The organism is Sporosarcina sp. UB5 (assembly GCF_050859005.1).
Lineage (GTDB): Bacteria > Bacillota > Bacilli > Bacillales_A > Planococcaceae > Sporosarcina.
The window spans coordinates 548,910-575,872 of the sequence record NZ_CP125984.1; the positions used below are offsets into that span (position 1 = coordinate 548,910).

Here is a 26,963-nt window from a genome sequence, read left to right on the forward strand (position 1 = left end):
GTATAATTAGGCTCCTCGTTTTTTAAGCATATTCATTTTAGAAAATGGTTATTGTGACAAACTAACTCCAATTACTTTGAAAATTGGCGAACAACTTCATTTACAAACTGCGCAGCGAGCTTCGCAGTTCGATTATCTTGATCGTATATTGGGTTTACCTCACAAATGTCGAAGCTTCTAACTTTATCGTCTTTGGCAATTTGTTGAATTAGCTGCCGTACAAATATCGGTTGCAATCCAAAAGGTGACGGGGCACTTACACCTGGTGCATCGGGTGCGGCTATTACGTCCATGCATAAAGTTAAAATGACAGCATCTTGTTTCGCGATAAACTCAGAAATCATTGAGTTTAATGCAGTTTCCCCCATAGAAACTAAAGCTTCCTCAAGTACATAGTGCACACCAAATTGGTCAGCACGGTTAAATAGCTCTGTCGTATTTCCGAATTCTTGAATGCCGAGCACCATATAGTTCGTATTTGTATCTTCCGACAAAATCTGATTAAACATCGTACCAGATGATGGTTGCACATCGTGCTTACGAATATCAAAATGGGCATCAATGTTGATGATCCCTAGCTTAGCGTTCGAACCCATTGCATTTCGTACGCCTACGTAATGACCATAAAGCGTTTCATGCCCACCGCCTAAAATAATCGTATGATTTCCCTTTCCAAGCAGCTTCGTCACTTGCTCACCTAAGAAGGCTTGTGCTTGTTCAAGGTTTTCTCCTTCACATTGCACTGTACCAACGTCAACTAATGACGGATTACCGAGTCTCCAAGGAATACTTGATAGTGCACCTTTAATAGCATCAGGGCCTTTCGCTGCACCCACTCTTCCTGCATTGCGGCGAACACCTTCGTCGCTGGCAAAACTAATTAGAGAAATATGTTGGTTGGCATCTTTTAATTCATCATTTACCGATTTCATCTCAACGACTTGATGATAACGAAAACTCTTCGGATCATTCACATCATCGATCCGGCCAGACCAACTATTTAATTCTGGTTGTATGTACATTTCTTTTCCTCCGATTAACAAACAGAAGGTGTTCCTCCTAAAAGAAACACCATCCAAATTACTAATTTATAATTTTACTTAAAAATGATTTAGTTCTTTCTTCTTTAGGGTTTGTAAAAATAATATCGGGTGACCCTTCCTCAATTACATACCCACCATCCATAATGACAACGCGGTCAGCTACGTCACGAGCGAAGCCCATTTCATGGGTTACAACGACCATCGTCATTCCTTCACTTGCTAGTTTCTTCATTACTTGCAGAACTTCGTCAACAGTTTCAGGGTCAAGTGCTGATGTTGGTTCGTCAAACAGCATGACTTTTGGTGACATGGCTAATGCACGAGCAATCGCAACACGCTGCTTTTGCCCACCTGATAAACTAGCTGGATATTGATCGGCTTTTTCCGCCAAGCCAACTTTCTGTAAAAGGTCCATGGCCACTTTGTGTGCCTCTTCCTTCGACAACCCTTTTAATGAGATTGGAGCCATCATAATATTTTGTAACACCGTTTTATGATGGAATAGATTAAAGGATTGGAATACCATACCAATTTCTTGGCGTAGTTTATTTAACTCAGCCTGACTACTATCAACAAGCTTACCATTTACTTCTCTTTTCCCAATTGCTTGTCCATCGACAATTATGGATCCGCTTTCATATGTTTCTAAATAATTGATGCAACGTAAAAGTGTACTTTTACCAGAACCAGATGGCCCTAAAATGACAACTGTTTCCGCCTTATCAACTTCTAAATTAATACCTTTTAAAACATGATTATTACCGAAAGACTTACTCAGTTCTTTAATCTCAATCATCGTAAATCCCCTCCTACACTTGTTTTCTTTTCAAGGAAGAGACCTATATAACCTATTAAGTTATTCACTAAATAGTACATAACCGCAACGGCCAGTAAAATTTCCATCGTACGATAAGTGTCTGCTATTAATAAATTCGATTGGCGGAACAGCTCTACTACCGTAATACTTGACAATAGCGAAGAGTTTTTTGTTAAACTAATCAACTCATTCGTCATTGGCGCAAGCATACGAACGACTGCCTGCGGTAAAATAATTTTCCGCATCGTTTGGAAGTGAGAAAAACCAAGTGACCTCCCTGCTTCCATTTGACCTACTTCAATTGACTGGATTGCTCCACGTACAACTTGTGAAACATACGAACCACTATACATACCGAGCCCGATCACCCCAACTACCCAAGCAGTCGTTTGAATTCCAAATAGAATCGGCAACCCATAGTAAAGTAGGAACAGTTGAACGAGCAAAGGTGTACCCCGGAACCAAGACAAGTAAGCCATCGCTATATATCTGACAATCTTAATAGAAGAGATTTGTGCAAAGGCAGCAATAACGCCGAGAATGACACTTAAGACAAAACCAGCCAACGTGTATAATATCGTATATTCTAAACCTTTTAGTAAGAGAGAAAGTGTTTCCCACTCTAATAAAATGGAAAAATCTAGTTGCCCCATAAGTTATCTCCTATTCCAATTATTAGTCAAACCATTTAGATGTAATTTCATCGTAAGTGCCATTGTCTTTCAATGTTTGTAAAGCTTTGTTTACCGCTTCACGGAACTCTGCATTTTCTTTACGAATACCGTAACCATAATGCTCTTCTGTTAATGTTTCCTCAAGCACTTTCATTTTTCCATTTTCTTTAACGTATACTTTTGCAGCTGGTAAGCCTGTAACAACCGCATCCACTTTACCTGTTTCTAATTCTAAGAACATTTCTGTGTTTTTCTCTACTTTTACTAAATTAGCTTCAGGCACATTTTCTTCTAAAAACTCAACAGCTTTAGTACCTATTTGAACAGCTACGTCTTTACCACTTAGGTCTTCGAGCGTTGTAATTGCATTGTTGTCTTCCTGTACCATGATTGATAAACCACCTGGGAAGTATGAATCTGAGAAATCGATTGTTTTCTTACGCTCATCCGTGATGTACATTGCTGAAACAATAAGATCGAATTTCTTTGCTTGCAATCCTGGGATTAAACCTTTAAATTCTGTGTCAACGAATTCAACTTTATCTGCCCCAAGTTCCTTTGCGATTGCTTTAATTAAATCAATATCATACCCCTGAAACTCACCGCCTGACTTGTATTCAAACGGTTTAAACGTTGCATCTGTACCCACTCGCAATACTTTTTCTTTTCCAATACTACTTAACACTTTATCTCCTTGAGATTCTCCAGCCGTTCCACATGCAGTTAGCACGAACATTAACGTAGCTATAATTAGTAACAATAAGCTTTTATGTAATTTAAACATCTAAAGCCCTCCTATTATTGTAGTTGAATAATTTTATTCGGAAACAAAAGTACCTAATTCTTTATATAGCTTTTCATAATCCGCTTTCTTCTGGTTAAACTGTTGCCTATTTATTGAAACGATTTTATCCAAGAGAATATTGAGCAATACAAATGCACCCGACAATGAATCATAAACGTCAGTATACGTAACTGGTGCTATTAGATGCACATCACAAATTTCAGCCTTTTTCAATGCGTGGCTATCTGCAAACGTAATATAAGGAAGTTCTTTTTTCGTAATAAATTGAAGCAGATTAATTACTTCTTTCGAATATCTAGGATACGCAAACACCATGATTACGACGTTCTCTTTGTCCAATGTATGTAACCGTTCGTAAAGCTCACTATTCGCTACAGTGTGCAAATGTACCTCTGAATGTATTTTTCGTAAGTAAAAATAAAAATAATTCGCGAGTGTTACAGTTGTTCGAGTGCCGAAGATATGAATTGTTTTTGCGCTATACAACTGGTTAGCAATAATTCGAACAGAATTTTCCGAATAATACTTTTGCAATCTTTTAATGCTCTCGTATTCTCGATTAATAATACTTTGTGCTTCTTGATCAATATTATTATCTTCTTGTTCACTAAAAACATGAGGCAATTCTTGTAGGTCTTTTAGAAAGTCAGAAAAGGAGTTGTAATTTAGTAGTTGTGAAAAACGAATCACAGCCGCCTGACTAACCCCAACGTTAACTCCAATTTCTGATGAGGTCATGAAAATTACTTCTTGTAAGTTGTTTATCACGTACCGCGCAATTTTTACATTATTCGGTGTCGCTTCTGTACTAAACTGAACTTCATTAAGTTGTTGATATAAATTTAATACTCGTTCAACGTTTGAATGCATGATTATCCCTCACTATTCACCAAAACCATGTTCTGCTGTATAAATAAAATCACAATAAACATGGTCTGAATAACTTTATTCATCAGCGTATTGAAAATATAGCATAACAAGAAAGCGTTTACAATAATTTTTTTCAGGAAAAAATTGCCCCCCTGCCTATGAGGCTTTGTAGTTGTAGGGTGTTTCACGCAGCAGAAATCCATGATGTTTTGCAACTGTCGTTTACGTAGACTCATATTAGGAATACTGTGCAGAGTAAGCTATTTTTTCGAAGGGGGCATTTATTTTGATAAATCAAAACGAAGATATCATTACGTATTTCAAAAAACTTGATCGCAGCTTTTTCATGGAAGAACTGAAAGAATTCGCATTTTTGGACGAGGCCATTCCAATCGGGCATGAACAAACGATTTCCCAGCCTTCCCTCGTACTCGAAATGACATTGGCGATCGATTTGCAGCCCGATTCAAAAGTACTCGAAATCGGAACGGGATCCGGCTACCAAACCGCACTACTCGCCGCCTTCTCGGACTCCGTTTACACAATTGAACGAATTGCTCCCTTGCATGAACGAGCAAAAGAACGATTAAAAAAAGCCGGTTTCTCCAACATCCATTTCAAGCTGGATGACGGTAGTACCGGCTGGGAAAAACACGCTCCATATAATCGAATTATGGTGACGGCCGCCGCTGCTCAGGTACCACCCGAGCTCATAGACCAACTCGCCATCGGAGGAAAAATGATCATCCCAGTAGGAACACCCCTCCTACAGGAACTTTTGCTCTTGAAAAAAGACGAAGACGGCGAAATCCGTACGACCGTGTTGGAAGATGTGAGGTTTGTCCCGTTGAAGGGGAAGTATGAATAAGTGAAGTACCCTTTTGTGATCTATTCGGTGCCTGTGCATGGTACATTTATGACAATTCATCAGGATTAATAAATATTCAATATAAATTCAGCTAAAAGTTGAATCTACTATGTTCCTCTATTTCGTTTATGCAATTGTAGTGTATTGTCTGAATTGTCCCGCGCACAGGCACCCACACATTTATGACAATTCAACAGAATTAATAAATATTCAATAATGATCTAGGTAAAGGTTGAATCTACTATGTTCCTCCATTCCGTTTATGCAATTGTAGTGTATTGTCTGAATTGCGCCTCGCACAGGCACCACAAAGAACGAAAAATTAAATCCATTCCTGAATCAAAGAAACTTCCTTCTTCACAGCATCCACTCGCACCTTTCGGCCAATTGGCATCGCATGCATTGGATGGGTATGCGCACAATCAAAATCCGCGATGACAGGAATAGTAATTCCATCCAACTGTTCCAACAACACTTCATATGGATGCCTGCCCGTTCCCATATCATCATACAGCTCATGCTTCCCTAACAATATAGCGCCAACTTTGTCAAAAACGCCATGTAGCTTCAACATGGCAAAGTTCTTTTCAATGACTGACGTAGTTTTAGCACAATCCTCGATTAGTAAAATGTCACCGTCTTGAATGCTCGGAAAGTATTCAGTGCCAATAAAGCCATACATTGCATTGAGATTCCCGCCGATTAAACGCCCCTCTGCGACTCCTTCATTCACGGAAATCCATGAGTTAGCATACAACGTTTTATCCTTCGTTTTTTCCAGCCAATTTGATGCTTCATCCGACCATTTTTCTGGCATTGGCACGCGATATGGAGTGGTTGTGTTGTTAATAAAAATGGCAGAAAAGTACTTGTATGTATCGTCAACCAATGGAGGAAATTCACCAAAGGATGGGATTAACGCCGGTCCATAAAACACCGGAATTCCTGTTTTGGCATATAGCGCTAATAAAACTGCAGTAGCATCGGAATAGCCAACAACCAATTTAGGATTCTGTTTGAATGCCTCGTAATCAATATACGGAAGAATGCTATTTGAATTTGTGCCGCCTATTGTTGACATGATCATTTTCACATCAGGGTCGCGCAGCAATGAATTCAGTTCTTCTGCCCTTTCTTGAGGAGTTCCTGATCGATAAAAATCTTTCTTTCCTGTTAAACTTCCATGTTTAATATGAAAGCCTTTCTCCTCTAAATAACACTTTCCACGTTCAAAACGTTGTTTAGCTGATACAGTTGCTGGAGATGATGGCGAGAAAATGCCGATTGTGTCTCCAGGTGTTAATCTATTAAACATCAAAACGACACCCTTTCAATTTATGACTTTCGAGTAATAGATACAGGCCATCCACGTCCATCAATGCCTATAAAATCAGCATGCAACGCGCTTGGGTGGCTTTCTTATTTTCTAGAACGGTTTCTTAATCCAAGTTCCTTGCCAACTTTATTCCCCCTAACAAAAGTAGGACAATAAAGACTCCTGTAACGAGAATTGAAAACAGAGCATTAAATCCATCGGGCTCTCCGAATACGTCTGATAACAAATAGGCAATTCCATGCGACGGTAAAGGAAGTCCGAGCCATTCAAATACGCTCGGCAAAATAAACATCCCGAATGTTGCCCCTAAAATAAAACAAATAATTAACTTTTTCATTACCATTCTCCCCTCACCAACTTATGCAAAAATGCATAATCAAATCTACACTCTTCCCATCCACTATTCCTTATTCTCAAATTCATCTTCCAATTCCTTTTCAATCTCCTCATCACACACCGGCACAATTTCATCTTTATCCCCATACTTCATTAGAATTAACTGACCAACCTCCGACCTATCAATTCCATCTTTCACAGCCGCAAATATGACTATATAGAAAACAAATAAACCAACAAGGCTTAGTAAAATAATTCCCCACACCATTTAACTCCACTCCTCGAACAAGTTTACATTCTACTTTCCCTACATTAACATTACCATATAACACCATTATGCAGAGTCTAATTTCTGAATTATTCATCTAAAAAACAAAAATGACAACCTTTTCCGTTTGCGCTCCGTTACTATTATGAAGAGGCGGTGTTACATGGACGAGGAAGTTATTGAGGGAAAAACTAAAATCCGAGGATTGGGAGGTGCTTTCCAGTGAATGAAGTGAAAAAGAGTTTAGATGCCTTGTCCGGAATTACATCGCAAGACATGGAAGAAGTGAAACGAGGTGTCCTCTCCGGAAAACGTAGGCAGAAAAAAAGAAACCCGTTCCCGGCGGTAGTGATTGCCCTTGTCACTGCGGTTATCCTATTTTTCGCATTCAACGTGCTACAGGACGGGTACTCCACTGCGGATGACGACGCATATGAAGTTAATGAGCTGATCTATGACTTCGTGCTTCGAACGGTATCGGATGGCAACGAAGACGAGGCTACGTCCGAGACGAAGCAGGCGGTTTTGCAAAACATCCTGAAAGCAGACGCGTTGATTGACTATGCGAAATCACTTGGCTACGAAGAAGAGACGGCGGCCATCGAAGAAATCGTTGCGGAACAGCGGGACGGTTACTATGCCGAACTGGACAAGGAAGGGGAAGAGAGAAAGAACACCATCCTCCAACAACAGGAAAAGTATATGGGCATCTCATACGACGAGTACTTCAATGTCATGTATAAGTGGACGATCCGATATGAGAAAGCTTATGAATGGCTCGTTCGCTATCCGCAAGAGAATCCGAAAACATATGGCGAAGTGCTCGGCTTGTTTCAGAATAAATACGAGCGTGCCATCGACAATTTCATGGAACAAAAGTCGATTTCGCCTTTCGATTTGTCCGTGAAATACGAAGAGCTTGCTGGTACAGTTGCTGCCATTGAGGAGAACCGAGCTCTCGTCACGCATGGTTTTGTAGAGGATGCTCCGTCGAAAAAGGAAAAGTTGATTGTAAAAGGAGCCGCCTCCCGATTTGTTATCGAGGATGCTTCGGACGAGATTTCGCCTGGCATGGACATTAGGGTTGTTTACGATTCTCTCGCCTCCCCCGTTACTTCGCATGGCCTAATAACTTACGAGAAAGTAAAGGAGTGGGGGAGCCTTTCGGGCAGTGCTGAGCGTGAATTCCTTGCTACAAATGCAACGGGAGTTTCTGAACAGGATATTGTAACGGCTTATGTATTGTGTGTGAGTGCGTTGTCGGATTATTATAAAGCGGTATGGAACGGGACCGATATTGACTTGAATAGCTTCATCGAGAACGAGAACCTTAAACAGTACACGCAAAAGAAAATTGAATCCCAACATGCATTGTATGGAAAGAACGATCCGATGAAGGATATTGGGATTAGCGATTGGAAAGCAGACTACACGGACGATGCCGATGGAGGGTATCTCTACTTATACATGCCAGTTGAGATTAATAAATTCCAAGGCGGCTATGGTGAAGTCACAGAAATTCTCGTTCGCAACGTAAACGGCAAGTTAGTCATTGTCGATTGGTATACTGGTGCAAAAGATAGTTATGATTTCATCATCCGTGGAGAAAATGAAACAATAGACGACCCTAAAATTTGGAATGATAATGAATGGGTGAAAAGATTGGAAAGTAAGTTGGATTGAATTCATATTCAACGCAACATAAATAATCCATCCTTTAAGAGCTACCACTCTAAGGATGGATTATTTTTATTGTGTCAGTGCCTGTGTCGGTGCCTGTGCATGGTACATTTATGACAATTCATCGGAATTAATAAAAATTCAACAAAGATCTGGCTAAAGGTTGAATCTACTATGTTTCCCTATTCCATTTATACAATTGTAGTGTATTGTCTGAATTGCGCCGTGCACAGGCGCACACACATTTATGACAATTCATCGAAACTAATAAATATTCATTAAGAATCCAACTAAATGTTAATTTTACTATGTTCCCCTATTCCATTTATACAATTGTAGTGTATTGTCTGAATTGTGCCGTGCACAGGCACCCAATGTGTGATTTTACAAAGGTACCCGCGCGAGTAAGCTCCATGCATCACTGTTGGTCAACTTACTCACATGGACTTCAATGTCCCCTCCTAAATAGACAGTTTCGCCTTCAATTGCAACGACCATTGCCTGAATGACAGGGTCACTTTTATTATATTGAAAAACATCGCCGATTTTAGGGGTATACGTTGGCTCTGAATGGAGTTCTTGCCTTATTTCTTCGTGTGCATTTGGGGCTTGCGCATCCGGGTTTGCCCGATCAATGATTGTTGCCCCTTCTTCCAGCCTCGGTACCATCACCCAATACTCACTATGTTTGATGCCATTCGATTTATTACTAATGACACCATACGCTTCGATCGACGATACGATTTCAATTGCGTGAAGATGATGATGATCGAGGGAGTCAGGTTTAGGATTGATAATTAAAATATAATCACCGACTTTTGCCTTTACTTCTTTATGAAGAGTATACCGTTGATAGTTGAACACAAAACTATCTAAATGCTTCGGTTTATACAACGTAATTTCTTTCGCAGTGACGAGCTCCTGTTCCAAATCTTCAAGCCGAATGAGATGCACGGACTTCTTGAAGAAAGGTTTTACTGCGTACACTTTGTGCAACTTGTTATTATAATAAACAAATTGTCCTTTTCGAACGTTTAATAAATGCACTATGATCCCACCTTTTTATTTTTTTCCAACTTGTTGTTACCGTTCATTCCAACATTTAGCCAATCACTCTTTTTGCTGTATGATTTTGTAAAATGACACAACCATAAAAATGATAATAAGGGAGAGAGGCAACGCCGATATGATGAGCATATTTTGAAACCCTTTAATGCCACCTGAGTGCATGACTATGGCGGCCATTGCTGCTACTGCGAGCCCCCAAACGATTTTGACAACGTTTGAGGGATTTAATTGTCCTCCTGTACTAAACATGCCGAGGACAAATGTTGCAGAATCCGCAGACGTTATGAAAAAGATCGCAATGACAAACACAGTAATTAGTGATAAGACTGTACCAAGCGGATAATGCTCATACATGCCGAATGTCACCGTTTCTGTAACTAATGTGGAAAGCTTGGCTAGCCCATTTTGCTCTAGGTACAATGCCGACCCACCAAACACAGCAAAGAAGATGAATGTGACAAGTGTCGGGGCAAGTAATACGCCTGCGACAAACTCTCTTATCGTGCGGCCTTTTGAAACTCGTGCGATGAACATGCCTACAAATGGCGCCCAAGAGATCCACCATGCCCAATAAAATATCGTCCAATCATTAATCCACTGCCGCTGTTCCCCATCCAATGGTTTCAGTTCAAAACTCATTTCAATGAAATTCCCTGCATACTTACCGATTGAAGTTGTAAAGAGATTTAAAATATACATAGACGGACCGACAATAAACAATAGAATTAGCAGTATAAATGCAACGACAATATTGATTGTACTTAAGTATTTTATTCCCCGTCCAATACCTGACCATGCAGAAATAATAAATAATACCGTCGCGACTAGTAAAATGATTAATTGAAACCAAAACGTTTTAGGCGCGTTAAACAAATACGTCAAACCGCTGTTAATTTGCGCTGAACCGAAACCGAGTGTGGAGGCGACACCAACAACTGTCGCAAAAATCGCAAGCGTATCTACGATATGACCTACTGTGCCTCGCATAATTTTCTTGCCAAATACCGGCTCAAGTGTTGCACTAATCAACCCCGGTGCGCCAACCCGAAATTTAAAATAAGCGAGTACAAGTGCGACAATGCTGTACAACCCCCAACCATGAAGGCCCCAGTGAAACATCGCGTATTGAAGTGATTCAATAATCGCCTGATCAGACCCTGGCGTTGCATTCGGCGAACTGATGAAAGCATGTGAAATTGTTTCCGCTGTCGTAAAGAACATAAGTCCAATGCCCATACCTGCGCTGAACAACATGGCAAACCATGCAAGCAAACTAAAATCAGGCTTATCATTTTCCTTCCCCAACTTCACCTTACCAAAACGGGAAAACATGATATAAAAGCAAAAACTAATCATCGCAATAATTACAAATATGTAAAACCATCCAAAATGATCATAAATAAATGCTGTCGCTGAAACAGTCAACTCGTTTAAACGTTCAGGGGCAAAAAATCCCCATAGTACAACCGCTATACATAAAACGACTGCATACCAAAACACCATTGTAATATGCAAGCAAACATCCCCTTCCTACTTTCGCATTCCTCCATAGTGACTACCTAGTTAGCAACTAATTGTACCCGTTCCAATGGACATCTAAACATTCACAAACAGTTCCCAATTGCATGCGCGCCTGTGCGCAAAAAAATAAAGGCTTGTTGTCAAAAAGAAAGACAACAGGCCTTTTTATAATTAAATATGTTGCAATACGAGCGCTATAACTCCGAGCACAACTGCTGACGAAGCGAGCATTTTTTTCGGGAATACAAAAGTGATTAAACCTAACATAATTGCAACCCCGCCTAAAGCGGGATCAAAGAAGAATCCAAGTACCGCCATAACAATGCCGAGCCATCCAGTCCACAATCCCCAGGACTTAATCATTTGCTAGAACCTCCCCTCTTCGCATCGACTTGGACAAGCTGTCAATTTTGTGCTTGTTTAATAGTTTATGGACATGTGTAGGATCTTATGTGTTTCGGTTTAACTAAAATGTGTGACAGTTGAATAAAAAAACGCCTAATGCGGTAAACATTAGGCGATACGTACTCACCGGCTCCTAACAAAGCAATCAGCGCGGGTATGAAATTAATCCATCCAAATCATTCAATAACAACTTTTTACTTTCAACATCCGTCATTTTCTCTGCACATTCGTATGCTAAATCTTTAAATCTCTCGCTCTCATCGTTTTGCCCTAACACGAGACAAGCTCTTGCCGCAGCCTCATATCCGTATCCACTATAAAACGGAGCAAGCCCTGCCTCCTCACTCACACATATACAGCGTTTTGCATAATTCAACGCATTTTCTCCTTGACCGACGACGGCATATACACGAGAAAGCTGCCAATATCCAATCGAGAGATTCGTTTCAGTACACTCTTCTGCTTGCGTCCAATGCCAAAAAGAACTATGACAAAGGTGAATCATCTGTTCTTGTTCCTCAGGTGTAATGTCTTCCTTCTCAAGAAAATCCCACACTTGATTAAAACAAGTTGCCGCGATTTGTTTATGAGAAAAGGTTGGTGTTTCGGTTTCTTTCGTCATATTTACTACCTCACTTTAGTTAATTTATTAGTTTGCAATCTATTGCCTCATTTTATCATAGTTAGATTACTATGAACATTTCACGCATAGCACCTGTGTAAGAATTATGCGAATTGTGTGGGTGCCTGTGCGTGGTGCATTTATGACAATTCATGAAAACTAATAAACATGCAATAGAGATTTAGCTAAATATTGACCTTGCAATGTTCTTATATTTCTTTTATGCAATTGTAGTGTATTGTCTGAATTGTGCGGGCGGCTGTGCACGGCGCATTTATGACAATTCATACTGATTATTAAATATGCAGCAAAATCTTCTATAAATACTGATGTTACAATATTCTTCTATTTCCTTTATGCAATTGTAGTGTATTGTCTGAATTGTACCGTGCACAGGCACCGAAAACTTGGCACCAATAATTTTAGTAGCAGGCACTATTCCATTACATATCCTGATTTATTTTAAAGATTTGCGATGCGGAAATATTGATAAGGCCATTCATTTCCTGAACGGTGATCTTCATGCCGCTCGTGATGCCCGAGAACGCGTCGCCGGGCACGCCAATCATCCAATAAACACGATTCTCAAATTCCACTTCGACCGTCCCTACTTTCTTCGCAGTGACGCGGAAGACATTGGTGCCGGGATCTCTTGTTATTTCCGCAATCTCGTCAGCATTTTTCGTTACAATTGTATGCTTCCCAATGTTTTCGGCTGCTTCCTCGTCATAGTAATCGTTATGAGCGAACAGTGTTTTCATATCGAATACATAAGACGTCTGCTCCCTCAATGTCTTGATGTCATAGTGGAAGTGAGCACGTTCCGGTTCTTTCGCTTCGATAGCGTATCGCACTTCATTGCCTCCTACGAAACGTACCTTAGCAATATAGTTGCCAGGTTCATCAATATCCAAGCAGACGAATTGTGGAGACTCGCATTTCTTGAACGCGGCACTTTCGTTTACCAACGCTCCATCCACAGTAGAAAGACTAATGTTCTCGACCTTTTCGTCGGCAGACACTGCAAGCCGCGCTTCTGTCGGCAAATAATCATCCGTCTCTTCCAAGGTCAGTGTCAATTCACCATTCACTTTTTTGACATGTACGTAGTACTTCTTATAAACATTATAACTGCCGTATACATTCCCACTGTACCCGCTCAAGTTAAGCGTAGCTGTTCCTTCTTTTAGCGGAACAAGCTGCAGCCTGTCTGTTGTTGAATAGCCTGCTATACCTCGTACAACGATTGAATCATACAGATCCTGATCCGTTTTCCATATAACTTCGCCAATCCGGGCCATTCCTAATTCTTTCGGTGCGAGCGATACCATCGTCGGTTTCTTATCTTCTGTCGCTACCATCATACTAGCCGCCTGGCCTCTCGTCACTGGCGCGTTGATGCTGAAACGGTCGGAGGATGTTCCGCCCGCAATTCCAAGTCTATAAAGAATAAGAACATTGGTACCGTGCGACTCGTACGAGACGACGTCCTTGAACGGATTTTTGGTGTCGTAGAAACTATAGCGCGGCAAATCGAACGCTTTAACGAGTATCGAGGCCAGTTGTCCGCGTTTAATCGGATCATTCGGCCCATATCGGCCGTCCCCATAGCCATTAATAATTTTTGCCTCGGCTAGTGCGGCAATTGCTTTGTAGTAACCGTTCGCTTCCGAGACATCCTTAAAATTCGGGTTCTTGACGTTCGTGAGATCCATATCCGTCAATTTCGCAATGATTGCAGCTGCCTGACCGCGAGTAATCGGATTTCCCGGCTTGAATGTGCCGTCCGGGTACCCCCCGATGATATTACGTTCGGCAAGTTCATTCACCGCTTCTGCATAATACACTGTCGGCGATACGTCAGAGAATTGCTGTTTGCTTTCTGCGTTGCCGGTTAACGGCACACTGATTGCGAGTACCAGTGCACCCAATGCTGTAAGTAGTTTTTTCTTCAATTATTGCCATCCTCTCTTTTCCATATGTTTCTATTATACTAGCACCGTACAGACGAGAGTTTTCAGAAAAAGTTTCAAACAAATTTAGAAAGTGAATGAATTGTGTGTGCGCCTGTGCATGGTACATTTATGACAATTCATCAGAATTAATAAAAATTCATACGAGATCTAGATAAAAGTTGAATTTACTATGTCCCCCTAGTCCATTTATACAATTGTAGTGTATTGTCTGAATTGTGTTAGCGCCTGTGCATGGCACATTTATGACAATTCATGTGAACTAATATATATGCAATATAGTTTTCGCTAAATATTGATGCTACAATATTCCTCTATCCACTTCATGCAATTGTAGTGTATTATCTGAATTGTGCCGCGCACAGGCAACAAGTTTAACGTTCTAAGGTATGCAAGGGTTTGAATAAAAAATTAAAGGCCTATTGTCTAAAATAGAGACAACAGGCCTTTTCCTATAAAAACAGCTATTAAATATGTTGCAACAAGAGTGCTACAATTCCGAGCGCAACTGCGGACGAAGCAAGCATTTTTTTCGGGTATACAAAAGTAATTAACCCTAACATAATTGCAACGCCGCCTAACGCAGGTTCATAGAAGAATGCGAGTGCTGCCAAAATAATTCCGAGCCAACCAGTTAAGTAGCCCCAGGATTTAATCATGTGCTAGCCCCCCCTTCTCGCAACAACTTGTACAAGTTGTCACTCTAGTGCTTGTACAATAGCTTTTTACTACCTTTCTTACTATACTTATTATAACATAAATCTAACAAATATTCAAACTATTACACTAGTGCCGAAGCACCAAGCACCTTTGCAATTCGGATTGTTCAGGAACCTCTTTTACACAAATAACAGATTTCCACACCCCTATGTATAGTACAAATAACAAACATAGGAGGCGTTTACGATGAAAACATGCACAACATGCAGCAAACGAATTTATACTGAACCTCTTCGCGTCAATACGGACGAAGACTTCTTTTGTTCAATGGACTGCCTACCCGAAGGAGTTATGGACGAGCCATACGGACTTGCCTATGTCAGTCTGATGGAACGGTATATCGACCTAGCAACAGACCCGAGGGAATTCGAAAGTATCACTGAGCGCGATGAGCAACTGGAGCTGATTGATGAAGTGGCAGTACAATGCGAGGAATATGTACTTGGTGAAGATGGCATTTTCTTTAAAGACGAACTTCGAAAACTCTACGGCCTAGTTGCAGCCTTACACGAATCAGTCGCCAACCACTTCCTTGACGTGGAAAATTATATCTATACAGACGGACTGCACGTCACTTGGGATCAGATGCCTTCAGAAGTAGCGTTAGGGTTGGAATCAACATTACAAAAACTCGTAGATGAACAGCAGTGGCGACCGTTTATTAATTACAATCAAGAACTAAACGCAACGACAGAATGCCGCAACATCATTACGTTCCCGGGTAACGACTATATGGAGAAACCCGAATTGGAACGATTGTATGACGCTGGCAAGCGCTATTTGAAAAACCATCAAAAAGCACTAACAGATGAAATCGACGACGTCTTCTTCTACATCCAAATGGCCGTCTGTCCGAAATGCACATGGCCCGAGCCTTTCGAAGATTTCTATGTGAATGAAAGATATGAAGCATATGTATGTAGCGGATGTGTATGAAAAGGAGTGAGTTATTATGAAAACATATTTTTCGTACATTCCGGACAGCAAAGAAAGAAAACAGCGGTTTACAAAAACAGCAAAGCCAGCGAAAACAAGAGACTTAGCCACCGAAGCTCGTGCCGAAATTGTTCTGTATTTGTTGAAAGAAGGGAAAACGGTGGAAGAGATTGATACGATTATTAGATGTTTTGGGTTGTAGGGATGGTAGCAATTTCTTAGGATTAACATGAATATATTTATTAACAATGAATAAACTAAAATGGATTGCCCGATGCCGGCAACATCGGGCGGTCTGTATAAGCAGGTTCCCTTCAAGGGGATTCAGCTAGTTGGATAAAATAATCCATCCATTATGAGGTGCCAGGCACCCGTCCAATTCGAAATTGTTCAGGGGGCTGGTACTATTTTTCTTGAAAATAACATTAATCATTTATAGGGATAGAAATTCTTCGTAATTCCTTGCTATAAACAACTTTACACTCGCCTCAACATTTGCCTCGCTTAACTGATTTGAATTCCTTAATTGGAATAAACGAAGATTCTTCAAGAAACGGCTGCAACTTATTTTCCTTCAATAATTTTAATGTCAATGTGATTTTCGCTTTTCTCTTTGTACCAGGAGTGATAGGATTATTTACACTGCTCTGCTTACCACTTTCATCAAAACAAATAATTAAATCTGTCGTCCTAACCCTGTTCATTGGACATCCCCCTCCCCTTGACAAAGCGTATATATTTCTGTGATAATGAATATTATTAATAAGGACACGTATAACTCATGTCATTCGTACATGCGTTTGCGTATCAGAGAAGAGGAACTCATGTCACTCGTACATGCGTTCCTTTTTCGTTTGCAACAATCCTTTCTGGCCTCCTGTTCATATTTCATAGCATTAGGCACCAGGCACCGTGCCATTCGGAAATGATCTGATGCATGTGATACCTTTTTCCTTAACCACTCCGCCTAACACTCTCCACACTCTCCGTATACCGACACCCCGGATAATTACTACACCCATAAAACTTCCCATACCTACCCGTCTTCAAAGCCAATTGCCCATTACACTTCGGACAAGCAGGTTGTGAAACGGGCGCATCCTGCCTCGACATATTCTCCGCTTGCTTAGTACGTGAACGTGCCGACTGTTTGGCATCTTTCGCTCTCCGCACCGTTTGCATATGCTCTTCCTTGAGACGTTTCCTGTCATTTTTATCTACAACCAAAAGTTCCGTCAGCTTTTCATTGATCCCCTTCACGGTAGCCTCACTAATGCGCTGCTCCTTGTACTGGCGGATCGTTTTCAGCAAATCGGGAAACTGGATAACGTGCGCAGAGGTGAAATCCTTTTTGAACTTAAACGTTGAACTCGGTGAAAATGCAATGATCGAATGGACGTCCTGCATTTCCTCATGTCCTATGTAAGTAAGCAAAGCCTGCACATGGCCGTAATTTTGTCGAATCGGATTATGCATTTTTGTTTTCTTTTTATAGATAACTTGCGTCCAATACGGTTTATATTCATCTCCGAAAATCCAGCCGCTGTAATGTTTCGTTTCGATAACAAACACGCCATGCACAGATGTAACGATATGATCCACCTGCGTCAGTCCGCGCTCACCATTTGGAATATAAACATCATGAAAAACTGTGTACGCTTCTCCTAATTTCCGGAGCTTCGACTTTACAATCCATTCTCCATACTTCCCTTTAATGACCGGCATTTTCCACTTCAGTATGATCGACATTACAATGAACAGAACGACAAACGGAAACATGTTTGATGTAATAAATAATTTAATTCCAATCCAAATGCCCTCATAAAATCCCAACATCATACTACTGTCTACTTTCATGAAATCCCCCATTTCAGTAAGTAACAATAAATCTACTATTTTCAATTATTAAAACGATATTACCATATAACATGAAAAAAGTGGAACTATATTACCAGTAAAATATACGGTTAAAGAACACCAGTCTGTTTTGAAAAAAGCTGAATCATACGCGAAAGCAAGGCACTTCTCCAAAAGCTATTTTTGCATTAATTTGCCAATTGGATATGGTGAAATTAGGAAAGTGAATAATCTATGCTAAAATAAATTAAACATTATAAAAGGATGTTCTTCAACTAGAGAGGCAGGTCAATGTAAGTAGAATCAAATGGAGAAGCCTTTTTGAGTCAAAATGGATTATTAGAGAGGATGATGTGTTATGGCACTAAAAGAATTTGCGTCTAGCTTATTACTTATAATCAGTTGGTTAATCTTTGCTTTATGTGCATACGCACTTTATTGGACGATAGTAATACCGGGACTAGCCATTGTTCCTTTTCTTATTTTTTTGATTTCTGGTTTGTTATGTATTTACTGGTCAAGAAAAATCGACACTAGAAAATAAGAGGAAAACCCACGAATGGTAATCCTCTCTATTGCTATTAAGTTGTAGGACAACCGAAGAAGGTCAGGGTAGGTTGTAGTTCACCAACTTCTATTATGGCAGCAAAATCGCCAACAGAGAAGGCACTAAGAGTATCACTTAAAGGAGATGGGCTGTCAATAAATTGAACAAAAAATAGTCTTGGAGTGAGCTCGCCAGTTACTAGTCCCATGCCCGTGATGGAAACAGTGCATTCTCCTTGAATAATTTCACAACTGATTGTTGTAAAAGTTGTTGAAGTAAATGCAAAAGATCTATTATCACCAACAGTAGGGTCGACAAATGATGCGGTAAACGTAGATAGTTCTGGTCTATCTGCACAGATATTTGCTGTAAGAGTCAGTGCTCCGCGCCTAGTCATACCATCAGGAAATCCCATAAGGATATCAGGATCGACGGCAATAGGATTCGTACGCACACCGCATGAACAAGCTAGTCCCATAATTTCACTTCCTTTACTATGTCGTTACTCTATCGTATGTTTATCGGCCGATCCCGATTGTGCTAACAATTGAAGTATAAAAAAATAGCAACAGCGGTGACATAAAAGAAGTGGTGAATATGGAATGGATATGATATGGATTGCGGTGATTGAACATAATTTAAGTTATAGTACGATTTTATTGTGATGCTCTAATGAAGGAGTTGTATAAAATGAATGAAAATAAAGGTGCAGAAATAAAACGCTCTTCAAAAGCAGAAAACATCCTTTCTCAGATCAATAGTAAAACTAAGCTAGGCGACTTACGAAAAATCGCGAAGGACATCAAAAAAGATCATGAACTAGCTATGGAACTTTGGTCAACCGATGAGTTTTCGCCCAGACTATTAGCAATCTTAATTATGGACAAAAAACTCCTTTCACAAGATGTGCTAAATAAGCTTGATAAGGATATGCAGACTCACCTTTTTGATGAGCGACATAACTTAATGGATTGGTTAATGGCTAATCAGCTCTCCAAAGACAAGAAGACGATTTTCTTGATGGAGTCATGGGAAAATAGCCTTTCTGCTCTTCAAAGGCGAGCTTTCTGGTATTATCAAGCGCGATTGAGATGGACTGGACAAACACCGCCTGATAACACTGCAGACTTGCTTTCTGCAGTAGAAGCTACTATTACGCAGGAAGAACCGGAAGTCCAATGGGCTATGAATTTCACCGCAGGCTGGATAGGCGTTTATGATGAAAAGAATCGTGCACGTTGTATAAAAATCGGTGAGAAAACGGGTCTTTACAAAGATGAAAAAGTAGCAAAAGGATGTACTCCCAACTATTTGCCGGAGTTCATTACGATTGAAGTTAATAAACGACAGAATAAGTAAGAAAGGACCAGGGACCCGTGTCAATTTCGGGTTCCTGCTTTTTTTTCATTTCATTAATTCCGTACGATAATATACACCATATAAATAATATAGGCGATGGCAAGCACTGATCCTTCCCTTTTCCCGACCGTAAAGTTCGTTCTTGAGAATATCAATAATACAAGAGTCAGCGCAATCATAAGAATGACATCCATGAACATCTTATCATTGACCGGTAATGGAGATATCGTAGCCGATGCACCTAGTACAAATAAGATGTTAAAAATGTTACTCCCGACAATATTCCCTAGCGCGATTTCACTTTCTTTTTTCAGTGCTGCAGAGATGGATGTGACAAGTTCGGGTAAGGATGTTCCTATCGCAATAATCGTCAATCCGACCAACGCTTCACTCATGCCAAGAGAGTAAGCAATTTTTGTACCGTTATCGACTACGAGGTCCCCTCCGAATATAATCGCTGCCAATCCTAATAAGGTAATGAATATATTTTTACCCCATCTGATACCCTCAGGAACCGGTTCGCCTGCTGTATCTTTTCGGCTTCTGAGGCCAATCTCAATGACATAGTACATAAAGATCGATAAGAACAAAAAGAAAATAAGACCATCACTCCGTGTAAGCAAGTTGCTATTGGATACTTGCAAGAAAATATCACTCATTAGAATAAGCAATGCCGCACTTGCGAGTAAGGTAAATGGGATCTCTTTTCGAACGGTTTCACTTTGGACTCTCAACGGATATAAAAATGCTGCTACACCTACAACAAGGGTAATGTTAAAAATATTGCTTCCAACTACGTTACCAAGTGCAACATCTGCACTTCCTTCCAGTGCTGCAATAATACTGACCGTCGCTTCCGGTGAACTTGTTCCAAAAGCCACAATCGTTAACCCGATTAAAATAGACGGAACCCGGAGCAGTTTAGCAATGTTGGAAGATCCGTCAACAAAGAGGTCAGCTCCTTTTATCAACAATGCAAATCCTACAATTAATAAAATATAAGCCATCGTCTGTTCTCCCTACTTTATTCATTTCTACACATCCATACCCCATTGGAACGGGATTTAAAATTAACTTGCCCCTTATGATGACCAAGCATAATACTAAATCCAGTAAATATATTGATGTACAGGCGTGCATTGTCACATTGGTGGATTAATCACTTCACAATGATCATTGTAAAAGATTGTCGAAATTTATACATTAAGAAAGGTACCTGGCACCCATTCAATTCGGAATTATTGTAACGTACCAGGCATCCGTGCAATTCGACATTGTTCGGGTGCCTGGTATTTTTTATAAAAACAACATACGTGTAATTGGTCAATTCCAATAACCTAAAAAGGACCACCTATCCAATTAGCAGATGCTTTACTGATCCGTTAACTTTTCTCCTGTAATGATTTCAAAAAGTTCTGCTGACATAATTTTGTCTAATTTGACATATTGATTTACACCAATGAGTTCAACTTTATCTTTGTTTGGGGTAATCCATAGTTCATATAATACCGCTTTGGCTTCAATGTTAGGATTTTTATAACGAAATGCAAATTTGTAATCAGGAGGGTGTGCCATTTCCGCTTTTGCTTTTATCCAATTTGCATCTTTAATAATCTCTTTCATTTTTTGAACTTGCTCATTGTCAGTGACCTCTCTGAAGTCTTCATAGTTATTTTTATCGCCAACTCGCCTTTCGACTACTATACTTTGCTCCGTATTTTCGATATCGTTTGAACAACCTACTAAAGACATTGAAAATATCCCGAATAAGCAGATGAATAATTTAAACCCTCTCAAATTCGTTCCCCCCTATTTATTTAATTAGACGGTTATAATTCAGAAAGGTCTCGATTAAATTTATTACAATTCAGAAAATGTTGTCTTACATTTGTATGTGAATTGTGTCCCAAAATGGTGTCTTTTTTAATGTTTTCTCCCCAGATCCCCATCTTAAATAAAACACAATTGCCCTTTCCCGAGAATAAAGATATACAAATGGAGGCGATATTTTGTGAACGGAAAAAAATTCACATGGTTGCCGGTTCTACTAATATCTTTAATTGTTCAGCACATCTTCGTCTTGGCAATTGTTTATGTTGAAGTTAGAATTTTCCCGGAGTCAGTCATTACAATTTTATCTTACTTTCACTTTATTCCTATTTCTTTAGTGGGGGGATATGTAGCTAACCATTATTACATTAAACACTCATTAGATTTAGGCGGAATATGCGCAGTTGCATATCTTCTACTTAATTTTTTAATTTATGACTTTAACATTTTAAGTGATTCTACTATTATTCTGGCCTTAATCGCTTATTGGTTTGGTTGTCTTGGTTCATACTTAAACAATAAATATCCAATTCGTTAAATCGGCGTACAAAACGGCCACCTCATTAAGGAACCAAGCATCCACGCAACTCTAATTGTCATAGGTAAAAATCTGCATTAACAAGAATATATTTCTCTACAACGAATAAACTAAAAATAACCACCCAATGCGTAAACATTAGGCGGTCTGTAATGTGTAATAGTAGGTTCCCTTCAAAGGGAATCTGCTAGTTGGATAAAACAATCCATCCGTTATGAGCTACCACTCAAGGATGGATTATTTTTTGTTATGGAACGACAGTATAATACTAACTCTTCACCAAACTTCCTTCCCCTTTTTCCACCATCAAATATAAACGATGCAATGCCCTACTCGTTGCGACGTAGGCCAATTTGCGATCAGTGTCAGTAGGTTGGTAGTCATTGAATCGTGGAATGACGACTGCTTCGAATTCGAGTCCCTTAACAGCGGTAGGAGTGGTGATTACTACCTTAGTTCCGGTTGGAAGTTCGCCCGCAGTTTGGATGGCAACAGAGAAATACGGATCGATCATGTAATGGTACCGTTCGATTAATGATTCGGCCTTTACAATGACGGCTACCGGTTCATACCGGTGGTCGTAGACGGCTTGATCCAGAATTGCAATCAAATCCTCCTCTTCTGTATCAACCGTGAACTCCGTCGTTTGGACTGGCTCGCCGTCCCGGAAGGTCTCTGTCGAAAGTGAATATTTTCCGTTCGCAAATGGCTCAATAATCTTATTGCTCACATCAACGATTTGAGCTGTAGAGCGGTATGTAGCTTTCAGTTCATGCAATGAAAGGTCGCCAATCAATTCACCAAGCACATTCCAATCTTGCAATGTGCTTGCTCGGTTCAAGTTCTGTCCGAGATCTCCTATGAGCATAATGCCATTCGTTCGGGTGAGTGTATGCAATTCTGTAATTTCGTACGGCATATAGTCCTGCGCTTCGTCGATAATTAAATAGGATAGCAAATGATCTTTCGGAGCGCCTTGCAAAAGCCTGTCAATATGCAGAAGTGCCGGCAAATCTTCATAATACACGTCAACCGTACTCTGTTTTACTGGAAGCACTCCTGCACCTTCAGCCTCTTGAACCGCAGCCGCATAACAATCAAACAGGTCCGCTTTCAAATTCTTTTTCACATAGTTCCGTAGAGTCGCCTGGTCCGCGTCAGACATAGTGACATCTTCCTCAAACGTAAAGTTTGAATAATGGCTACTGAAACTGTAATTGAGTTTGTACTCCCTTTTTAATGCATCCGTAATTTGGCGGTAATAGGCACGTTCAATTCCCGCGAGACTTTCAGTGTGCAAAGCCTTATGGAGCATCGCTTTCTGTTCGTCTAGGAATTCCTGCTTTTCCGCAGCAAACTCCTGTAGAAGCCGTCCCTGTAATTTTTCGAGCTGTTCTTTGAGAGCAGGCTCCCGCAACAATCCAGCTGTATTTAATACCTCTTCCGGTTGTGAAGCGATATACTTCAAAATGACTTCTTCCCGCTGTTCCTGCATCTTCCACTTCATCCGCTTCCGCCAGGCATCCATAATGAGTGACTCACCCATCACTCGGAGGGTATGTTCCTCCAGATTGACACCGTGCTCTTCCATTTTCAGCTGAACCGCGTGCTGGATTGCCGCAAGAAATTGACGTCGGCTCTCATCCATCTTCTTTTTTGTCTTTGAAGAAGTATCTTCTGCAAAAGAGGCCGCTTCTTGTGTCCATCTTTCTCCCAGTTCAGTTATTCGCTCAGATATAAAATTGTTTTGGAATAAAGGCAAATTAGAAACTTCCTCTTCCTCCATCCCTTTCGCCTGTTCTCGTAACCATTTCTTCCATTCTCGAGTTACTTCATTCTGATCCATCATCTCTTTCCGCACGCTCTTCAGGAAGAAGTTGAAATAAAGGTTTTCTCTCTCTTTTAGAGATAGGTCAGGGTATTTTTCCATTTCAGCCAGAATTGGCAAAATCGGCACGGCAATTGAGCCTACCAAAATCGGTGTTGCCCACGTTCTGAGATCATTGAATTTCCCCATAGTCTTTCTTTGCACAATCGACCGGAACTTCAAGGAACCTTTCCCTTTAATAAGTTCAAGTTCCTTTTCGCCATGGCGTTTGATATCAACCGGTGAAAGTCCAAGTATGTCGCAAGCCATGTTAAGAAATGTCGTCTGCTTAATACCAAAATCACCTAGCGAAGGCAGTACGTTTTTAATATGGGCTAAGAACGCTTCATTCGGCCCTAAGATTGCTACACGCTCCGGAGATAGCTCATATTTGTATACGAGAAAGCTCAATCGGTGAAGAGCAATCGCGGACTTCCCGCTTCCAGCTGAACCTTGGATAATGATCGACTTTGTCATAGGGAGGCGGATGATTTCGTACTGCTCGCGCTGCAATGTCGCGACAATTTTCTGCATATCTACTCCCCGTTTATCCGACAGAGCAGATATCAATCCTTCATCTTGGAAATATTGGGTCGATGCTGTAAGTGGCGGGTGAAGCGCACTAATACTCCCATAGCGTATATCAATTTGCCGAATGTAATCGACGATGACATCGCCAAGCGTCCTATGAGAAATCGGTTGCCCGACTGTCCTCATATAATAGAGCGAGGCCGCTTCGGCTCTCCAGTTAATCACATACCCGTCGATGCCTTGTTCCCCGATATACAACGTTTCCGCGCCATTCCTTGTGACATAATCGACACGCCCCACATAAGGCGAATCTTTAATTATCTCCAGGCGGCGATTATGCACGTATGAACGTTGCCGGATAATCCCTTCTGCATATGCCGATGCATAATCAATATTATATGTACTGTCGAACTCAATTTTTCGGATCGGTCTTAGTAAGGATGTTATTTTGTTAAGTACTTTCTTCAAATAACTATACTCTGATTGATTATCACGAGGTAAAAAGGAAGCCTCGTTATAGGCCGGGAATGAAGGAGCTTTGGAAACTTCGGGAACCTTGACCTCTTCCAAAGTAGACATAGTCGTCAACAACTCTTCAGACATCGACTGGAGCATTTGACTTTCATCGATTTCCTTCTCAACAATCATAGGCTGATCAATTACTTGGTCTTTCGGGACAACGTCTGGTGCCGTGAAGAACTCTTTTTCCTCTTCTTCCAACTCCATCTGCACGGCAATGGCTTCCTCAAGGACCGCCAATACAACGTCTTTCCTATGAACACTATTCTGAGATGTATTTAATTCATCGTTGGTAGATGTTAATTGCTCACTAGAGACGGGTGTTGGCATCTCCACCTCTTCCAAGAACTGCTCTAGTTGCTTAAACTTCTTTTCAACTTCATCCAACTGTTGAGCCAAGCGGTTGTTTTCCACTATTCGCAACGAGTGGCTCATCCTCAGAACCGCGTATTTCTGTTCCAATTCCTTAAGTAAGGGTGCCGCCGTATTTGACTGAACTTCCACCTCAAGCTGATCCGCCTTCGCTTTCAACTGTTCTGCTGCAGCCGTCATCATCCGAAGCCGTTGCTCTACCTTCGCTGTTTCCGACTGCGCCAGTTCATAGGCATCCTTTGAGACTAGCCCCTGACCAAGTGCCTTCAGCCGTTGTGCCAATCGCTGAATCTGCCCATCTTTCTGGTCAAGCTCCTCTTGTGACGGACGCATTGCCAGTTCTGCTTCGAGCTTGCGGATGACTCCTTTTAAGCTATCCATTTCAGCGGATTGCTCCCGAGAAAGCTCCACATACCTTTTTTGCTCCGCAATCAATTCCTTATTCGTCTGATCTTTTAGTTCCAAGTCAAAATGGAGCTGTTGATTCTGCAACTGGTAATATCGGATATCCGGATCTTTTTCCGGGTTGGCCGCAGGTTGGATTTCCACTCGTCCTTCTTCTATTTCTTGGTGCTCTTTTACTTTATCGTCTCGCTTAGTAGATAAGAACCCGAACAACTTCATTATTTCACCTGCTCGTAACCTATTAGTCTATTTAATTTAACTCTTAAACTATCCTACATTATACCCGATTCAATGAATGTAATCCTTAATTTTCTGCAAATAAAAAAACCTGGACATGTGCCAGGCTTTTCTCTACATCCCATCTTCATACAGCGTATTCAGCTCATTGCCGACGTCGTTCGCCCAACATCTTCCCTTCTCGTTCAATTCATAACTGTTCGGATGCCTCGTATCTCTTTATTCTCTCATCCCCGCCATTCCAGCCGCTCATCCATACATTTCCCCCGCATAATACGGAAAATGCACCGCCTCCCGCTTCAGCTCACGGAAACACTGAGACTCACCCGTGTCTTCATAGTAAATGGCCGCATCCATCTTGTTACTCACATCTCTGATTTCCTGCGCAAGCCGACCATAGATCTTATGGTGCTTCCCTCTCACGTCTTCCTCATTTCGCGCCAAATAAATCGCATACCGTTTCCCGCTCATCGGCACAACGAAAAGCTTGATCGTACACATTTGCAACAAATTTTCATCCCGCATTTTATACACCATCTCAAAATCCAACTCCTCATAACGAAACTTGCTTTCGGGATCATCCAGTTGCACAAGCCCTTTTTGCAATGCGTAATAAACAGCATGTGCAGTCAATGGTTCATCGTAAAAAATTGCATCATGAAGTAGCTCTCTCACTGTTTGTCCCAATCCCCACAACCTCCCCCGTATATTTGTTATAAGCAGCGTAAGCCGTCCCGACAGGACCGTTCCTGTTTTTCGAAACGATAATGTAAGACCAGTCCCTTCACCCTCTATATAGACTCGAGTTCGTGAAAAGGATACTATTAGGGGAAAAATTTTTTCGCAAATCAACGATGTATAAAATCATGCGTATTCAATAAAAAAATACAAAAGCCAAACTTGAAAGTCGCTCAGATTAAAGATGGGAGTTTGATGAAGAAGGATAGTCGCAATTACGT

27 protein-coding genes are annotated in these 26,963 nt (G+C 40.7%); 6 read left to right on the forward strand and 21 right to left on the reverse strand.

Annotated elements, in window-relative coordinates:
- Positions 1–71 precede the first annotated feature (71 nt).
- The 5 genes from hutG to QM454_RS02945 form a co-directional block, all read right to left on the reverse strand.
- A complete protein-coding gene (gene hutG, locus QM454_RS02925; protein WP_432361361.1) occupies positions 72–1,022 on the reverse strand; it encodes a formimidoylglutamase in 951 nt (316 codons plus the stop codon).
- 61 nt (positions 1,023–1,083) lie between these two features.
- Positions 1,084–1,839, reverse strand: a complete 756-nt coding sequence (locus QM454_RS02930) for an amino acid ABC transporter ATP-binding protein (RefSeq protein WP_432361364.1) — start codon at positions 1,837–1,839, stop codon at positions 1,084–1,086.
- Positions 1,836–2,513 carry an amino acid ABC transporter permease gene (locus tag QM454_RS02935; protein WP_432361366.1) on the reverse strand — a complete coding sequence of 226 codons (678 nt, stop codon included), beginning with the start codon at positions 2,511–2,513 and terminating at the stop codon, positions 1,836–1,838. Before QM454_RS02935 ends, QM454_RS02930 begins: the two co-directional genes overlap by 4 nt.
- Positions 2,514–2,535: 22 nt before the next feature.
- Positions 2,536–3,318 (reverse strand): transporter substrate-binding domain-containing protein, encoded by a 783-nt coding sequence (locus QM454_RS02940; protein ID WP_432361369.1) that lies wholly within the window; start codon positions 3,316–3,318, stop codon positions 2,536–2,538.
- 33 nt (positions 3,319–3,351) lie between these two features.
- A complete protein-coding gene (locus QM454_RS02945) occupies positions 3,352–4,209 on the reverse strand; it encodes a MurR/RpiR family transcriptional regulator (RefSeq protein WP_432361372.1) in 858 nt (285 codons plus the stop codon).
- A gap of 286 nt (positions 4,210–4,495) precedes the next feature.
- Here QM454_RS02945 and QM454_RS02950 point away from each other — a divergent pair, with 286 nt between their 5' ends.
- Entirely contained in the window at positions 4,496–5,077 is a 582-nt protein-coding gene (locus QM454_RS02950) for a protein-L-isoaspartate(D-aspartate) O-methyltransferase (RefSeq protein WP_432361374.1), read from the forward strand.
- A 322-nt stretch (positions 5,078–5,399) separates the two neighbouring features.
- Here QM454_RS02950 and QM454_RS02955 read toward each other — a convergent pair whose 3' ends face one another.
- From QM454_RS02955 to QM454_RS02965, 3 genes are all read right to left on the reverse strand, one after another.
- Entirely contained in the window at positions 5,400–6,392 is a 993-nt protein-coding gene (locus QM454_RS02955) for a S66 family peptidase (protein WP_432361377.1), read from the reverse strand.
- Positions 6,393–6,516: 124 nt separating this feature from the next.
- Positions 6,517–6,750 (reverse strand): hypothetical protein, encoded by a 234-nt coding sequence (locus tag QM454_RS02960; RefSeq protein ID WP_432361380.1) that lies wholly within the window; start codon positions 6,748–6,750, stop codon positions 6,517–6,519.
- Between the two features lie 63 nt (positions 6,751–6,813).
- Positions 6,814–7,017 carry a hypothetical protein gene (locus QM454_RS02965; protein ID WP_432361383.1) on the reverse strand — a complete coding sequence of 68 codons (204 nt, stop codon included), beginning with the start codon at positions 7,015–7,017 and terminating at the stop codon, positions 6,814–6,816.
- A 222-nt stretch (positions 7,018–7,239) separates the two neighbouring features.
- On the opposite strand from QM454_RS02965, the gene QM454_RS02970 reads away from it, so the two are divergent.
- A complete protein-coding gene (locus tag QM454_RS02970) occupies positions 7,240–8,700 on the forward strand; it encodes a hypothetical protein (RefSeq protein ID WP_432361385.1) in 1,461 nt (486 codons plus the stop codon).
- Positions 8,701–9,081: 381 nt separating this feature from the next.
- Here the strand turns inward: QM454_RS02970 and QM454_RS02975 are convergent, their stop codons facing one another.
- The 6 genes from QM454_RS02975 to QM454_RS03000 form a co-directional block, all read right to left on the reverse strand.
- The gene (locus tag QM454_RS02975; RefSeq protein ID WP_432361386.1) at positions 9,082–9,744 is read right to left on the reverse strand and encodes a hypothetical protein; all 663 of its coding nucleotides are present in this window, start codon (positions 9,742–9,744) and stop codon (positions 9,082–9,084) included.
- Between the two features lie 63 nt (positions 9,745–9,807).
- On the reverse strand, positions 9,808–11,268 hold the full coding sequence (locus tag QM454_RS02980; protein ID WP_432363835.1) for a BCCT family transporter: 1,461 nt from the start codon (positions 11,266–11,268) through the stop codon (positions 9,808–9,810).
- Between the two features lie 189 nt (positions 11,269–11,457).
- A complete protein-coding gene (locus QM454_RS02985; protein WP_432361389.1) occupies positions 11,458–11,649 on the reverse strand; it encodes a hypothetical protein in 192 nt (63 codons plus the stop codon).
- A 187-nt stretch (positions 11,650–11,836) separates the two neighbouring features.
- A complete protein-coding gene (locus QM454_RS02990) occupies positions 11,837–12,313 on the reverse strand; it encodes a hypothetical protein (protein WP_432361391.1) in 477 nt (158 codons plus the stop codon).
- A 443-nt stretch (positions 12,314–12,756) separates the two neighbouring features.
- Entirely contained in the window at positions 12,757–14,268 is a 1,512-nt protein-coding gene (locus tag QM454_RS02995; RefSeq protein WP_432361394.1) for an S-layer homology domain-containing protein, read from the reverse strand.
- A gap of 485 nt (positions 14,269–14,753) precedes the next feature.
- Complete coding sequence (locus tag QM454_RS03000) at positions 14,754–14,945, reverse strand: hypothetical protein (protein WP_432361397.1); 192 nt, start codon at positions 14,943–14,945, stop codon at positions 14,754–14,756.
- A 247-nt stretch (positions 14,946–15,192) separates the two neighbouring features.
- Here QM454_RS03000 and QM454_RS03005 point away from each other — a divergent pair, with 247 nt between their 5' ends.
- Together QM454_RS03005 and QM454_RS03010 are read left to right on the forward strand one after the other, a co-directional pair.
- Positions 15,193–15,942 (forward strand): hypothetical protein, encoded by a 750-nt coding sequence (locus QM454_RS03005; RefSeq protein WP_432361399.1) that lies wholly within the window; start codon positions 15,193–15,195, stop codon positions 15,940–15,942.
- 16 nt (positions 15,943–15,958) lie between these two features.
- A complete protein-coding gene (locus QM454_RS03010) occupies positions 15,959–16,144 on the forward strand; it encodes a hypothetical protein (RefSeq protein WP_432361402.1) in 186 nt (61 codons plus the stop codon).
- A gap of 286 nt (positions 16,145–16,430) precedes the next feature.
- On the opposite strand, the gene QM454_RS03015 is transcribed toward QM454_RS03010, so the two are convergent.
- From QM454_RS03015 to QM454_RS03025, 3 genes are all read right to left on the reverse strand, one after another.
- Entirely contained in the window at positions 16,431–16,646 is a 216-nt protein-coding gene (locus QM454_RS03015) for a hypothetical protein (protein WP_432361405.1), read from the reverse strand.
- A gap of 250 nt (positions 16,647–16,896) precedes the next feature.
- On the reverse strand, positions 16,897–17,799 hold the full coding sequence (locus QM454_RS03020; RefSeq protein WP_432361408.1) for an NERD domain-containing protein: 903 nt from the start codon (positions 17,797–17,799) through the stop codon (positions 16,897–16,899).
- Between the two features lie 581 nt (positions 17,800–18,380).
- Positions 18,381–18,824, reverse strand: coding sequence for a hypothetical protein (locus tag QM454_RS03025; protein WP_432361411.1), 444 nt, complete (start codon positions 18,822–18,824; stop codon positions 18,381–18,383).
- Positions 18,825–19,036: 212 nt separating this feature from the next.
- Here QM454_RS03025 and QM454_RS03030 point away from each other — a divergent pair, with 212 nt between their 5' ends.
- Entirely contained in the window at positions 19,037–19,705 is a 669-nt protein-coding gene (locus QM454_RS03030) for a DNA alkylation repair protein (RefSeq protein WP_432361414.1), read from the forward strand.
- A 53-nt stretch (positions 19,706–19,758) separates the two neighbouring features.
- On the opposite strand, the gene QM454_RS03035 is transcribed toward QM454_RS03030, so the two are convergent.
- Positions 19,759–20,712, reverse strand: a complete 954-nt coding sequence (locus tag QM454_RS03035) for a calcium/sodium antiporter (RefSeq protein ID WP_432361417.1) — start codon at positions 20,710–20,712, stop codon at positions 19,759–19,761.
- A 364-nt stretch (positions 20,713–21,076) separates the two neighbouring features.
- Complete coding sequence (locus QM454_RS03040; RefSeq protein ID WP_432361420.1) at positions 21,077–21,502, reverse strand: hypothetical protein; 426 nt, start codon at positions 21,500–21,502, stop codon at positions 21,077–21,079.
- A 214-nt stretch (positions 21,503–21,716) separates the two neighbouring features.
- Here QM454_RS03040 and QM454_RS03045 point away from each other — a divergent pair, with 214 nt between their 5' ends.
- Complete coding sequence (locus QM454_RS03045) at positions 21,717–22,073, forward strand: hypothetical protein (protein WP_432361423.1); 357 nt, start codon at positions 21,717–21,719, stop codon at positions 22,071–22,073.
- 268 nt (positions 22,074–22,341) lie between these two features.
- Here the strand turns inward: QM454_RS03045 and QM454_RS03050 are convergent, their stop codons facing one another.
- Positions 22,342–25,986 carry an ATP-binding domain-containing protein gene (locus QM454_RS03050; RefSeq protein ID WP_432361425.1) on the reverse strand — a complete coding sequence of 1,215 codons (3,645 nt, stop codon included), beginning with the start codon at positions 25,984–25,986 and terminating at the stop codon, positions 22,342–22,344.
- A gap of 267 nt (positions 25,987–26,253) precedes the next feature.
- Positions 26,254–26,691 carry a hypothetical protein gene (locus tag QM454_RS03055; protein WP_432361428.1) on the reverse strand — a complete coding sequence of 146 codons (438 nt, stop codon included), beginning with the start codon at positions 26,689–26,691 and terminating at the stop codon, positions 26,254–26,256.
- Positions 26,692–26,963: the final 272 nt, after the last annotated feature.

Coding starts and splice junctions, on each gene's coding strand:
- QM454_RS02945 (WP_432361372.1), bottom strand. CDS start 4,209: ATGCATTCAAACGTTGAACGAGTATTAAATTTATATCAACAACTTAAT.
- QM454_RS03050 (WP_432361425.1), bottom strand. CDS start 25,986: ATGAAGTTGTTCGGGTTCTTATCTACTAAGCGAGACGATAAAGTAAAA.
- QM454_RS03005 (WP_432361399.1), top strand. CDS start 15,193: ATGAAAACATGCACAACATGCAGCAAACGAATTTATACTGAACCTCTT.
- QM454_RS02985 (WP_432361389.1), bottom strand. CDS start 11,649: ATGATTAAGTCCTGGGGATTGTGGACTGGATGGCTCGGCATTGTTATG.
- QM454_RS03020 (WP_432361408.1), bottom strand. CDS start 17,799: ATGAAAGTAGACAGTAGTATGATGTTGGGATTTTATGAGGGCATTTGG.
- QM454_RS02980 (WP_432363835.1), bottom strand. CDS start 11,268: ATGGTGTTTTGGTATGCAGTCGTTTTATGTATAGCGGTTGTACTATGG.
- hutG (WP_432361361.1), bottom strand. CDS start 1,022: ATGTACATACAACCAGAATTAAATAGTTGGTCTGGCCGGATCGATGAT.
- QM454_RS02935 (WP_432361366.1), bottom strand. CDS start 2,513: ATGGGGCAACTAGATTTTTCCATTTTATTAGAGTGGGAAACACTTTCT.
- QM454_RS02990 (WP_432361391.1), bottom strand. CDS start 12,313: ATGACGAAAGAAACCGAAACACCAACCTTTTCTCATAAACAAATCGCG.
- QM454_RS03010 (WP_432361402.1), top strand. CDS start 15,959: ATGAAAACATATTTTTCGTACATTCCGGACAGCAAAGAAAGAAAACAG.
- QM454_RS03030 (WP_432361414.1), top strand. CDS start 19,037: ATGAATGAAAATAAAGGTGCAGAAATAAAACGCTCTTCAAAAGCAGAA.
- QM454_RS02960 (WP_432361380.1), bottom strand. CDS start 6,750: ATGAAAAAGTTAATTATTTGTTTTATTTTAGGGGCAACATTCGGGATG.
- QM454_RS02955 (WP_432361377.1), bottom strand. CDS start 6,392: ATGTTTAATAGATTAACACCTGGAGACACAATCGGCATTTTCTCGCCA.
- QM454_RS03035 (WP_432361417.1), bottom strand. CDS start 20,712: ATGGCTTATATTTTATTAATTGTAGGATTTGCATTGTTGATAAAAGGA.
- QM454_RS03015 (WP_432361405.1), bottom strand. CDS start 16,646: ATGAACAGGGTTAGGACGACAGATTTAATTATTTGTTTTGATGAAAGT.
- QM454_RS03025 (WP_432361411.1), bottom strand. CDS start 18,824: ATGGGACTAGCTTGTTCATGCGGTGTGCGTACGAATCCTATTGCCGTC.
- QM454_RS03000 (WP_432361397.1), bottom strand. CDS start 14,945: ATGATTAAATCCTGGGGCTACTTAACTGGTTGGCTCGGAATTATTTTG.
- QM454_RS02965 (WP_432361383.1), bottom strand. CDS start 7,017: ATGGTGTGGGGAATTATTTTACTAAGCCTTGTTGGTTTATTTGTTTTC.
- QM454_RS02940 (WP_432361369.1), bottom strand. CDS start 3,318: ATGTTTAAATTACATAAAAGCTTATTGTTACTAATTATAGCTACGTTA.
- QM454_RS02930 (WP_432361364.1), bottom strand. CDS start 1,839: ATGATTGAGATTAAAGAACTGAGTAAGTCTTTCGGTAATAATCATGTT.